The organism is Paenibacillus sp. JZ16 (assembly GCF_015326965.1).
Classification (GTDB): Bacteria; Bacillota; Bacilli; order Paenibacillales; family Paenibacillaceae; genus Paenibacillus_AQ.
Genome location: NZ_CP017659.1, coordinates 5,173,218 through 5,185,256, shown reverse-complemented (window position 1 = coordinate 5,185,256; position 12,039 = coordinate 5,173,218). Strand labels below are relative to the sequence as shown.

At 47.7% G+C, this 12,039-nt stretch carries 9 protein-coding genes, 1 tRNA gene and 2 riboswitches; of the genes, 4 read left to right on the top strand and 6 right to left on the bottom strand.

The window, feature by feature from the left end; translation table 11 throughout:
* Positions 1-310 precede the first annotated feature (310 nt).
* Entirely contained in the window at positions 311-526 is a 216-nt protein-coding gene (locus BJP58_RS23355; protein WP_194540772.1) for a hypothetical protein, read from the bottom strand.
* Between the two features lie 560 nt (positions 527-1,086).
* A complete protein-coding gene (locus BJP58_RS34155; protein ID WP_336245470.1) occupies positions 1,087-1,260 on the bottom strand; it encodes a DNA methyltransferase in 174 nt (57 codons plus the stop codon).
* Between BJP58_RS34155 and BJP58_RS34150 the strand changes: the two genes are divergently transcribed.
* Positions 1,184-1,402 (top strand): hypothetical protein, encoded by a 219-nt coding sequence (locus tag BJP58_RS34150; RefSeq protein ID WP_336245474.1) that lies wholly within the window; start codon positions 1,184-1,186, stop codon positions 1,400-1,402. The genes BJP58_RS34155 and BJP58_RS34150 overlap by 77 nt on opposite strands.
* 134 nt (positions 1,403-1,536) lie before the next feature.
* Here BJP58_RS34150 and BJP58_RS23345 read toward each other — a convergent pair whose 3' ends face one another.
* Both BJP58_RS23345 and BJP58_RS33970 read right to left on the bottom strand, forming a co-directional pair.
* A complete protein-coding gene (locus BJP58_RS23345) occupies positions 1,537-3,960 on the bottom strand; it encodes an Ig-like domain-containing protein (protein WP_194540771.1) in 2,424 nt (807 codons plus the stop codon).
* Positions 3,961-4,638: 678 nt separating this feature from the next.
* Positions 4,639-4,729, bottom strand: a riboswitch (cyclic di-GMP riboswitch).
* Positions 4,730-5,725: 996 nt separating this feature from the next.
* Positions 5,726-5,857, bottom strand: a complete 132-nt coding sequence (locus tag BJP58_RS33970) for a hypothetical protein (protein WP_267907838.1) — start codon at positions 5,855-5,857, stop codon at positions 5,726-5,728.
* 119 nt (positions 5,858-5,976) lie between these two features.
* Here BJP58_RS33970 and BJP58_RS23340 point away from each other — a divergent pair, with 119 nt between their 5' ends.
* Positions 5,977-6,144: a hypothetical protein gene (locus tag BJP58_RS23340; protein WP_194540770.1), complete on the top strand. Its 168-nt coding sequence runs from the start codon at positions 5,977-5,979 to the stop codon at positions 6,142-6,144.
* A 259-nt stretch (positions 6,145-6,403) separates the two neighbouring features.
* Here BJP58_RS23340 and BJP58_RS23335 read toward each other — a convergent pair.
* A tRNA-Thr gene (locus tag BJP58_RS23335) sits at positions 6,404-6,475 on the bottom strand.
* 108 nt (positions 6,476-6,583) lie between these two features.
* The gene (locus BJP58_RS23330; protein ID WP_071222119.1) at positions 6,584-6,889 is read right to left on the bottom strand and encodes an MTH1187 family thiamine-binding protein; all 306 of its coding nucleotides are present in this window, start codon (positions 6,887-6,889) and stop codon (positions 6,584-6,586) included.
* A 359-nt stretch (positions 6,890-7,248) separates the two neighbouring features.
* Positions 7,249-7,482, top strand: a riboswitch (cobalamin riboswitch).
* 194 nt (positions 7,483-7,676) lie between these two features.
* Here BJP58_RS23330 and BJP58_RS23325 point away from each other — a divergent pair.
* Together BJP58_RS23325 and BJP58_RS23320 are read left to right on the top strand one after the other, a co-directional pair.
* Positions 7,677-10,010: a ribonucleoside-diphosphate reductase subunit alpha gene (locus BJP58_RS23325; RefSeq protein ID WP_071222121.1), complete on the top strand. Its 2,334-nt coding sequence runs from the start codon at positions 7,677-7,679 to the stop codon at positions 10,008-10,010.
* Positions 10,011-10,969: 959 nt separating this feature from the next.
* Positions 10,970-12,001, top strand: a complete 1,032-nt coding sequence (locus tag BJP58_RS23320) for a ribonucleotide-diphosphate reductase subunit beta (RefSeq protein WP_071222122.1) — start codon at positions 10,970-10,972, stop codon at positions 11,999-12,001.
* The last annotated feature ends 38 nt before the right edge of the window (positions 12,002-12,039 follow it).

Sequence of the window (12,039 nt, the reverse complement as noted above, 5' to 3'; positions counted from 1 at the left end):
TATTACAAGGCATACCAGATACTTGTACAGATCGCTTAGAGATGCGGAGTGCTTATGGGCCAGTCTGGGTTCCATTAGAGGAAATAAAGCATGTGAGTCGATTAATACGACTAGACGAAAAAAGGAACCTGCTGGCATAGCCAGAGGTTCCTTTTTTCGTGTCATTTTGTTCGAATGCTTATCTTACTATAGTATTTATCAGGATAGTTCTTTGTTCAGTAACTACAAATCATACTCTGTTAAGTTATAAGAAAAAAAGCCTCTATAAGCGTCATCTCACAATAATTAATGAAATCGAGAAAGAGCTCCTTTAAAAATTATCCTTCTGCAGTTCGATATCAATTTCTATCAACTTTTTCAGGTCATCCACCGTCTTGATCTCGATCCGGCCATCTTGAAGGTCCTTAACCCACTTGGCTAGGCCAGCTTTGACTATTTTTCGGTATTGTTCCTTGCTCTCGAGGATACCTTCCATGACTGCGAGCTCATGCTGCAGAAGCAAATCTTTATTCTCAGGTGTTCCCATTGTCGTTCCCTCGGCTTTCCGTTATGATGGAATGCGAGATGAGGATGTCTGCAAAATGCCACGCGTGGCGGGCCGCTATCTCAGCCGGGGGATAGTCGAATAGGAGGACGTGTCAGCGTCCTTCTTTATTATGGACAAAGAAAAGACCGCCCCTTGGCGGTCTTTATCCTGCGTTCACAAATTGGATTATCCCAATAAGAACTAACAATAGATAAACAATAATTATAATTAAAAAACCTAAGTTCAACCCCTTCGAACCACCATGTGGTCTCTTCCCAACTTTCCTCTCCACTGAATCAAGTCGATCTTTAAGTTCTTGTATTTCTTTCTCTGGATCCATTCTAGCCTCCTTAAAGCGTTCTTCAACCCATATATATCCATTCAATAAATACGAACTATATCCTCTTTCTATACTAAGAATTGATACGAGAAATGAGGACTGGCTCTATGCCGGTAGCTTCCTTGTACCGTTTTTTAATGACGTCGCAGAACTTCGGATCAATCTCCATGGTACGGCAGGGCCGGTCCAGTTGGTCACAAGTCATCAAAGTAGACCCGCTTCAGCCGAAGAAATCTGCCACTGTGTTGCCTGGACGACTACTGTTCTTGATCGGTATGGCCAGCAACTCCAGCGGCTTTTGTGTCGGATGAACGTACTTGCCGACGTCACCACGGGACACTTCCCAGACCGTGGATGGTTCAGGTTCCTCCAAAGGGAGGCCAGCGCGCGCCATACCGAGGTCTGTCGGCGGTCGCCATACCAAGCCGGAGCCTTCCCTTTTAAATGAGCGTAAAATACCGGTTCATGCTGCCAGCGGTACTACGACCAACCGAATGAAGCTGCGTTCTTTACCCATACGCATTGATATTGACTGATCTGCAAATGAGCGGGGTGGATTAGTTCATGCTTGTCTTTATTCTCTAAATATTCAGCGCTCTACTTAATTCTCAATTAAAAAAGAAAAGCAAACACCTTCCCAAAGGAAATTGTGTTTGCTATCTTTCGTCAATTAAGCATTTCTTTTTCTGAACATGAGAACCAAGCCAGCGCACAAGGCGATGAGTCCTGCGAGTCCTAAGTTGAAGAGGTTTGTTGATGTATTCGGCAACTTGTTGCCTTGAGGTGTACCAGATTGGTCTGCAGATGAAGGAACTCTACCAGATTCTCCTGCGGTCATTTCATTGTTATCTTGTGCTGAGTCTGACTGGCCAGCCCCATCTCCAGAATCTTCAGGAGTTGCAGCGTTCCCTGGATCCGTTGGATTCGTACCGTTACCTGGATCTGTTGGGTTCGTGCCGTTCCCTGGATCAGTAGGGTTTGTTCCATTACCTGGATCTGTCGGATTGGTACCGTCCCCTGGATCCGTTGGATTCGTTCCATTTCCCGGGTCTGTTGGGTTGGTGCCGCTGCCTGGATCCGTTGGGTTCGTACCGTTCCCTGGATCTGTTGGATTCGTGCCGTTGCCCGGATCTGTTGGGTTCGTGCCGTTCCCTGGATCTGTTGGATTCGTGCCGTTGCCCGGATCTGTTGGGTTCGTGCCGTTCCCTGGATTTGTTGGCGGCGTATTCGGTTCTGTTACTCGAACGCTAACTGTAACCTCGGTTTTGTTGCCCTTGCCGTCATCCACGATAACGGTAAAGCTATCCTCACCGACAAAGTTAGGATCTGGGGTATACTTCCAGCTTCCGTCCGGATTCACAATGACGGTTCCGTTCCCCGGTTGCTTGCCTAGGGTATACGTCAATGGATCTCCATCCGGATCCGTACCATATACATCGCCCGTTACGGATGTACCTTTGTCCGTCGTTACTTCTTTATCCGGAGATACTGGAGGTTGATTTGTTGGTGGTGGAGTCGTTGCTTCCGTCACATCAACGATAATCTCAACCTCAGTTTTGCCGCCCCTGCCGTCGTCCACGATAACCGTGAAGCTATCCTCGCCGACAAAGTCGGGATCTGGGGTATACTTCCAGCTCCCGTCCGGATTCACAATGACGGTTCCGTTCCCCGGTTGCTTGCCAGGGGTATACGTTAATGGATCTCCATCCGGATCCGTACCATAAACATCGCCTGTCACGGAAGTACCTTTTTCCGTTGTTACTTCTTTACCAGAAGATACTGGAGGGTTATTCGGCTTGTCCGTTACGTCCACCGTCACCGTCGATGTCGTAACACCGCCCTTACCGTCGCTCACTGTGACTGTAAAGATATCCGGACCAACATATCCGGGATGCGGCACGTACTCCCACGTTCCGTCGGTATTGACGATCACCGTACCGTGCTTCGGATTACTTTCGATGACAAACGTAAGCGTATCCCCATCCGGGTCGGTTCCATAAACACTGCCAGTTACCGATGTATCCTTCTCCGTCGTTACATCGTAATTTTTAGTCTCAGGCGCTTGGTTTGGCGGGTCCTCTACGTGAATCGTCACCGTCGAGGTGGAGGTCCCACCTTTGCCGTCGCTTACCGTAACCTCAAAGCTATCGGTTCCGGTAAAATCAGGATCCGGCACGTACTCCCACGTCCCGTCCGGATTGACGGTCACCGAACCATTTTGCGGGTCTGTTCCTTTGGTGAATGTCAGCGGATCACCGTTTGCGTCCACGCCATACACGCTTCCTGTTACGGTTGTGTCTTTCCATGTCGTTTCTTCGAAATCCGGGACGATCGGCGGACGATTCACATCGACCGTAACACCGTTGGATGTCCGGGTTTCATGATCCCCTGACAACAAATTGTCGTATTCCACAGTCGCTTGGTTGGAGACGCCTGTCGTTTTGTATTTCGAGAGGATTTTAACTTTAAATTGGACCGTTGTCCCGTCAGGTAAGACGTCGACGTTCGGAATTCTGCCTGCCTGGCTTCCGTCCGCTCCGTTCCCTAACCGAACGATAACCCGATTTTCGTTTGCAATAAATTCCCCTTGGTCATCGCCGCTTGCATCGGTCAACTGACCGGCATTCGGGCCCGATACAATCTCTAAAGATCCAAGGACGTATTCGGTTCCCTCAGGAATGTTATCCGTAAATACTGTGTTGCCCGAATGGTCTCCACCGTCATTTTTAAAGTTAACGGTGTAAGTTAAGTCATCCCCTTCTTGTACATTGTCAACGGGGTCTACGGACTTTGTTACAACACCACATGGTTCCGTACCAAGGAAGATGTCGTCTAAGAAGTTCCCTGCATCTTGTCTTCCATCGGCACTACTAACCGATTCAAACGCGAAGCGTGTTACCTCCTGCCCAACTGGAACGGTATACGTACCGGAATAATACGTCCATTCTTTATTCCCGGAGCTTATTTCTCTCACGGTATTTAAATCTCCGATTGATACAGTGGATGGACCGATTTTAACTTGCATCGTGTCTATACCTTGATCTCCCCTGTGGGCTAACCGCCAATAAATCGTTTGTCCCGGTGTCGTTTTCACATCTTGATATAAGGTGGATGCTTCCATTGCATTCAATTCTGCAAATTGATTTCCATGCGCACGAGAGATATTTACATAACCATTTTCATACCTCTCTATCTGCAGTAAATGATCAGACGCTGTTGTTTCCCACCCGGGGACTTCATCCTCATGAATTAACGAATATACACCAGAAGGGGCAGTAGGATCAGGGAAAGGTCTATTATTTGCTGGCTCTTCAAAACTACCGTTAACTAAAGCAACCCTATTCCCGCATGAATTCTGAGTTGGATCTGCAAATGTTGTTTGAATCCCAAGCGGCGCAAATGGCAGCCAGTTGCTGACTATTAAAGCTGTCGCCGCTGTGATAGCAGCCCGTTTCATTAACCGCAGGTTCATTTTTCAACCTCCTATTTAAGTTCAATCACGAAGTCTTTTTTCTAGAGCCTAAAGCATTAAAGTTAGCTGATAATAGCAGACATTCGAGATTTTTCATGATGTGACTCTATCAGTTCTCAATTCAAATGGGGAGGCATTCATATGTATTTTTCATTCGCCTCAACTGCTTTACTTTTTTCCCCCCTCGTTTATCATCATTATCTATAGACAAAGCTAAAAGCCCCGACTATCACTAATTCAAATTTTAAATATCTCAAAAAGAAAACCTCCGTCCTAAAGCAGACGGAGGTTTCCGTCGTATTCGATAGCTGGCTGACATAGGATTTCAGTAAATCCGTTAGCCCCTCTAGCTTTGCGTCCCCATTTTTCAATGGGTTTGCCTTTATCGTACGAGCATGTATTTTTTGAGAAAATTAACCATTAGATTTAAATTATATTATAAGAGAATCATAAGTTAGGATCTCGAGACTCATTTTTCGTAGTTATTTCTTTCTATTTGTCGTTTTTAGGAAAAGTATGATGATAATAGGACATTGGTCATATTTTTTAGAAAACATTTATTTTAAATATAGAACAAAAAAGCTGTACGATGAGGACAGTTTTTTTTACTTTCCTATTCTTAAAACTCCTCATGATCCTGCTCAAAGAACCCCATTAGTTTCAACGATTGGCCATACTCTAGGTTCCCTGAAGTATCAAACCAAAAGCCCTTTCAAGCTGCTGCGTATAGAACCGATACCGTTGATACACCCAACGCTGCTTTTCTATCAGAATCGTAGTGTTGGCAGTCTTATCAGCATGAAGATCCTCCTGATCGATGCGGCGAGCAACTTTGCCATCAACGACCGCTGTTTTAAATCGTCTTCGAATTTTTCAAAATCCTGCATGAGCATTGCCATCTCTTTATATTTTACGAGCAGGAATTTTGTACGCTGGATCTCCGCTTCGTTTTGCTTTTGGAAAGAATTCTCCTTGTCCCCACGCCATCGCCGCCCCTTCCGTTTATTGATTCTCTGGGGTTGGATTATATTAATTTTTAGCTACCGGGATTAAACTTGATTGGTTCTTTTAACATTAACCGTGTATTTAGGTACCCCGGCCTGAATCAACCGGGATTGTGACCCTGGTCTCTATTAAGCGGCTCCGCCGCCTTTATCATTTTTGTGACCTTTTCCTTATACTTCTTCCACTTCGGCTGAATTTGGCTGGAAGGAATGCCAGCATTTTTTTGAAATCTCAACCCATGTCTTACCCTCACTCAGACTTTTTTCCAAGAACAACGGGAAATCCAATGGAATATCTTCAAAAGAGGCGTTCTTTCAGGAAGAACCGTTCCAGCTCCTCCTTGCTAATCTCTTCATCGCTGGATAACTGGCTTTCCTCAGATTCAGAGGTACCGTTCGCTGCGACTTTTGATCAGCTTCCTCAAGGTCATTTCCTGCCCATCCGATTTTTCCTCATGCTGCTGGTCTTGCATCCATTCCGGGAGTTCGGAACCTTCCTGAACTCCTCCGCTCATGATGATTTGATCTCCCCTCACAATTTATCATTCATGTAGACTATGAAACTTTACATACTCGAGAGGAACTTATCTTCTCCTTGGATGGTCCATTGGAGTTAGTTGAGGATGGCCAGCTTATGAATTTCACAGACAGTAAACCTGTAAAGTTTCATGATTTGGATTACACGATGGACGGACGGATCGGCTTAAAGCTCAGTCATCCTGCCAGTAGGTACTATAATTCTGCCTTCGTGCAAAGGAAAGATATCGAGCAATTGCTGCAGTTTTATGGAGAAGATTTTTAAGGAGGATCTTTGATGAGAGGACATATCGCCAAAAAAGGGAGCAAGTATTACATTAGATACCTATTCCCACGTGCTGCCCAACTTGCAAGAAGCTGTTCTAAATACAATTGGTGACTCAATCTTAGGGAAGTAAATCGAGGACGAAAAACCCACTTTACTAGACTAAAGGGTAGAAAAATGGTAGAAGAACGGGTTAAACAACAAAAATGGCGCGATTCCGAAAACTCAGAAAACCGCGCCGTTGTTGACTTTATGAAGATGCTGGTGAAGGGAATTGAACCCCCGACCTACGCATTACGAGTGCGTTGCTCTACCCCTGAGCTACACCAGCACATGTGGTTCGATGTTATTCCTCACGAAACAACAAAAATTATTATAATACTTCAGCAGCAAAATGCAAGCCCAATTCTTACGGAAATATCCCCCGAAACTGGTGGCATTACCCGCCTAATTTCTCCTGTACGGACTGGATCTTCTGTTTGCTTGAGGAAACTTGATCCCTGCGGTCGTCGATCTTCACGGAAGTCGATACGCGCTGCGCACCGGACAGAAAAGGCGCTTCATGCAAAGCCTCTATCGCCCGCCAGATCATGTTAAGCTCTCCCTCGATGATGGTGCTCATCGAAGTCAGCTCATAGGATATTCCATCCTGTTGTTTCAATACACGCTGCATCTCAGCAACATAAGAGCTCAAACTCGTTGTTGCGGTTCCGATTGGAATCACCGTTACCTCCGCTATTGCCATCTTAAAAACCTCCCTCGTTCCCATCCCATTTATATGGAATGCTCTAAATTTCCGAATACTGTTATCATAACAATTCTGGCCCTCCATATCAAAGTCCGTCTGCCTTTAGCTTCACACAAGATATGGTGTACCTTCCTCGTTTCGTCCATACGAATATATCCTATTTTGTCAAAACGATAATATACGTGGTATCTGCGCAGAAAAGGTCGCATTTGGTCACAATTCAGGAAATGTTATGGCCTTTTGGCAGTTTCTTAACTGGCACAATGACCGCTCGTTTGCTATAATTCATTTTGCGTTCAATTTTAAGAATATGGTTTACAAACACAATATATTGGGTTAAATTAGATTAACAACAACCAAATATAGTGTATATAGGTGCCGGATCAACCTATAAGGCAGTCCGGCTTAATAGGGAAGCATGGTGCAAATCCATCACGGTCCCGCCACTGTAAGGGCTCTAAGGCTGTTTATGATCTATCAGCCATCCACATCCGACATATGCCACCGAGGAACCGGAGCAAGGTCTCGGGAAAGGCAATTCCGAGGGAAGAAGCTCAAGTCAGGAGACCTGCCTATATGCAGTAGACACCAACCTACGGGGTTTTAGGTAAGTGTTCGTTAAACTTGCGTCTGTACATAACATCATGCCCGTTCATGGGCTTATGGCAAACGTCATTTTCGAATCACAGCGCACGGACATTTTCAAGCCTGCCCGCGGGTTTTAGAAAATGTTTTTTTGATGTCCTTTTTCATATTTCCCCCGAAGAAAGCGAGGAATTTATTCATGCCCCAGCTCGTAGTTAAACCGAACAACCGTCAGCTCGCCTTTGATGAAATTCGCCTCTCCGTCTATGCCGATCGGACTCTGAAAGGATTGGACATGCTCGATAAAGAGCGCCTGCTTCGCGGCGTCAATGCCAAATTGCGCGGCGAGCAAGTTACCGGCGAAGAAATCAGCAACGCCTTCACGATGTCCGCCCTTGAGCTTGTCACCAAAGAGGAGCCGAATTGGAAGTTTGCAGCTGCCCGTTCGTTTCTCACCTCTTTATATAAAAAAGCGGCCACCAACCGCCGATACAAAGCCTACCCGGAAGAACCATACGGTGCCTTCTATCCGCTCATTACGGAGCTTGTACAAAAAGGCATCTATCGCGAGGATCTTCTGACCAGCTATACCAAAGAACAAATCGAAGAGCTCGGCGAGTGCATCGATCCAAGCCGCGATCTGCTGTTTGATTACATCGGTCTGTTGACGCTGGCTGAGCGTTACCTGGCAAACGATTTTGACGGTCGCGTTATGGAACTTCCGCAAGAACGCTACATGGTCATCGCGATGTTCCTCATGCATAACGAGCCTGCCGACAAGCGTCTTGACCTTGTCAAAGAAGCCTACTGGGCCATGAGTAACCTGTACATGACGGCGGCTACGCCGACAATGTCCAATGCAGGCAAAAAGGTAGCCGGCCAGCTTTCCAGCTGCTTCATCGATACCGTAGACGACTCCCTGGAAGGGATCTTCGATTCCAATACGGATATCGCCCGTCTCAGCAAAATGGGCGGCGGCATCGGGGTATACCTCGGTAAAGTCCGTGCACGCGGCTCTGACATCCGCGGTCACAAGAATACCAGCTCCGGCGTTATCCCTTGGATTCGCCAGTTGAACAACACCGCTGTTAGCGTTGACCAATTGGGAACTCGTAAAGGTGCCATCGCGGTTTATCTGGATGTGTTCCACAAAGACATTCTGTCCTTCCTGGATCTGAAGCTGAACAACGGTGACGAGCGTATGAGAGCACATGACGTGTTCCATGGCGTATGTCTGCCTGACTTGTTCATGGAGGCTGTAGAAGCACGTGAAGAGTGGAGCCTGTTCTGTCCGCATGAAGTGAAGAAAATCATGGGCTGGAAAGACGAGAATGGCCGTCCGCTGGGCCTGGAAGACTTCTATGATCAAGGACAAGGCGAAGGCGAATTCCGTCAAAAATATGCTGAAGCCGTGGCGAACCCGCTGCTGCCGCGGATTACGGTACAAGCCATCGACATTATGAAGCGCATCATGAAATCCCAGCTTGAAACGGGTACACCGTACATGTTCTACCGCGACACGGTCAACCGTGCGAACCCGAACTCTGCGCATGGCATGATCTACTCCTCCAACCTGTGTACGGAGATCATGCAGAACCAATCTCCGACAGTCGTTGAGCAAGAAGAGCTGGTTACGAAAGACGGGCAAACTCGAATCGTCATTTCCAAAATCCCTGGCGATTTCGTTGTCTGCAACCTGAACTCTATCCACTTGGCTCGTGCTGTACCTGCCGGTGTATTGGAGCGTCTCGTTCCAATTCAGGTTCGCATGCTGGATAACGTCATCGACATTAACAATATTGAAGTTCTGCAAGCTCAATATACCAACAGTCAATATCGTGCGGTCGGTCTCGGCACCTTCGGTCTGCATCACTTGCTGGCGCTGGAAGGCATTCGCTGGGAATCCGACGAAGCCGTTGCCTATAATGACAACCTGTATGAGCACATCAACTACCTGCTCGTTAAATCCAGCATGGAGCTGGCCAAGGAAAAAGGCCATTATCCGAAATTCAAAGGCTCCGACTGGGAGAGCGGCGAGTACTTTACGTTCCGCGGTTACACCGACGGCGAGCATGAAGGCAAGTTCGTAACCACCGAACAATGGCGCGAATTGCAGCAAGAAGTACAAGCGAACGGTGTCCGTAACGCATGGCTGTTTGCCATCGCACCGAACGGCTCCACCTCGATCATCGCGGGTTCCACGGCGAGCATCGATCCATTGTACGAACTTCTTTCTTATGAAGAAAAAACCACCTATAAAGTGGCTAACCCGGCTCCGGATCTATCCGAAAAAACGATCTGGTACTATAAAACGGCTTTCTTGATCGACCAGCATTGGTCCATCAAAATGGCTGCCGCCCGTCAGCGTCACGTTGACCAGGCACAAAGCTTTAACCTGTATGTCCGCCCTGATATCCGTGCTTCGGAATTCCTGGAGCTGCACCTGCATGCTTGGAAAGCCGGTATCAAGTCCACGTACTATGTACGCAGCCGTGCGCTGACGATTGAAGAGTGTGAGTCGTGCGCAAGCTAAGAGTTTAGTCTAACCTTTTTCGAACCCACCCAAACCCTCCCTTCCAAGGGAGGGCCCCAAGGGCGCTGCCCTCTGGACACCCGCAAGGTGTGCATGGCGTGAATGATGCGCTTCTATAGTTACTTTAGTGGCCAGAAGCGCTTTCTCCCTTCGGGAACGCTGGAATATGGTGCGAAGCTAATGAGTTACTTCGTGCGGTTCGTTGAGTTACTGCCTGCGTGGATTGCTCTCCCTTTGGGAATCGCTTCTCATGTGGTGCGAGGCTAATGAGTTACTTCGTGCGGTTTGTTGAGTTACTGCCTGCGTGGATTGCTCTCCCTTTGGGAATCGCTTCTCATGTGGTGCGAAGCTAATGAGTTACTTCGTGCGATTTGTTAAGTTACTGCCTACGTGGATCGCTCTCCCTTTGGGAATCGCTTTTCATGTGGTGCGAGGCTAATGAGTTACTTCGTGCGCTTTGTTGAGTTACTGCCTGCGTGGATCGCTCTCCCTTTGGGAATCGCTTTTCATGTGGTGCGAGGCTAATGAGTTACTTCGTGCGCTTTGTTGAGTTACTGCCTGCGTGGATCGCTCTCCCTTTGGGAATCGCTTCTCATGCGGCGCAGGGACCGTGAGTTACTTCGTGGCGATTGTTAAGTTACTGCCTACGTGGATTGCTCTCCCTTAGGGAATCGCTTTTCATGTGGTGCAAACAAGCATCGAACGGCTGCATGCGGGTGTTCCCGCTTAGCAGGAGTGGATAAGCTTTCTAAATAGAAGACTACAAGGGTAAGGGTATCCAATCGGAAGAGTTTACGTCCGCCTTTGGGAGCCCTTTGCAACCTTTACAATACATTCAGGCAAAGGGCGGACAACAAGCGTCTGGAGATGGATACCCGTCCCGTGAATATGCTGGACCAATATCCCTCAGCTCCACCTATGCGCCGCCCTACTATGATATACAAGGAGAGAAAATCGGCATGCAAATGCAAAAGATATTTAACACCGAAGCACCCAACCGCTCCACGCGTGTTATTGAAGGTGAATGCTCCGGGATTCTGAACTGGAACGACATTCGGATGCCTCATATGTATAAGCTGTACAAGGTCCTGCTGCTGAACCACTGGATCGCGGACGAGATTCCGATGTCCAAGGATGCGCAGCAGTTCCCGCGCCTGGACCCTGAAGAGCAGCGCACCTTCAAGATCAACATCTCCCTGCTGGCTGTTCTGGATTCCATGCAGACGATGTTTGTAAGCGACGTGAAGCGTTACTTCACGGATTCGTCGCTCGAAGCCATCTCGGCCATCATCGGTCAGCAAGAGGTGGTTCACAACCAATCCTATTCCTATGTGCTCTCTTCCATCGTTTCGGATCAGGAACAGAAGGAAATCTTCGAGTACTGGAAGCATGATCCGGTTCTGCTCGAGCGCAATCAGTTCATTTCGGACATCTATCAAAACTTCCGTGACAATCCGTCGCCGCAGTCCTTCTTCGAAGCGATGGTGGCTGACCTGATCCTGGAAGGCATCTTCTTCTACAGCACGTTTGCCTTCTTCTACAACTTGGCCCGTGACCAGAAGATGATGGCAACCAGCCAGATGATTTCCTATATTCAGCGTGACGAGAACCAGCACTGCTACTTCTTCGCTGAAGTGTTCAAGCAGCTGCTCAAGGACTTCCCTGAGCTGAACACGAAAGAGAACATCGACTACCTGTACCGCACCATTGACCGTGCGGTTGAGCTTGAGACCAATTGGGCTCACTACACACTCAGCAATGTGCGCGGCATCGATCTGAACGAATTGGGCGATTACATCAAGTACATCGCGAACCGTCGTATCACCATGATGGGTCTGGAAAAAGCTTATGAAGGCGTGGACGTTAACTGCATGCCATGGATCAAGCCTTTCTCCGATGAAGCCCTCAACGCGACGAAGACCGACTTCTTCGAAGCCAAATCCCGTAACTACGGCAAAGTTGGCGACGACAACGGGTTTGACGATCTATAAGCTCCTCTCCATATAACAAACCTCCGTGATCCCTTAAC

Coding starts and splice junctions, on each gene's coding strand:
- BJP58_RS23340 (WP_194540770.1), top strand. CDS start 5,977: ATGAATTTCACAGACAGTAAACCTGTAAAGTTTCATGATTTGGATTAC.
- BJP58_RS34155 (WP_336245470.1), bottom strand. CDS start 1,260: ATGGCGCGCGCTGGCCTCCCTTTGGAGGAACCTGAACCATCCACGGTC.
- BJP58_RS23330 (WP_071222119.1), bottom strand. CDS start 6,889: ATGGCAATAGCGGAGGTAACGGTGATTCCAATCGGAACCGCAACAACG.
- BJP58_RS23355 (WP_194540772.1), bottom strand. CDS start 526: ATGGGAACACCTGAGAATAAAGATTTGCTTCTGCAGCATGAGCTCGCA.
- BJP58_RS33970 (WP_267907838.1), bottom strand. CDS start 5,857: ATGAGCGGAGGAGTTCAGGAAGGTTCCGAACTCCCGGAATGGATGCAA.
- BJP58_RS23325 (WP_071222121.1), top strand. CDS start 7,677: ATGCCCCAGCTCGTAGTTAAACCGAACAACCGTCAGCTCGCCTTTGAT.
- BJP58_RS23320 (WP_071222122.1), top strand. CDS start 10,970: ATGCAAATGCAAAAGATATTTAACACCGAAGCACCCAACCGCTCCACG.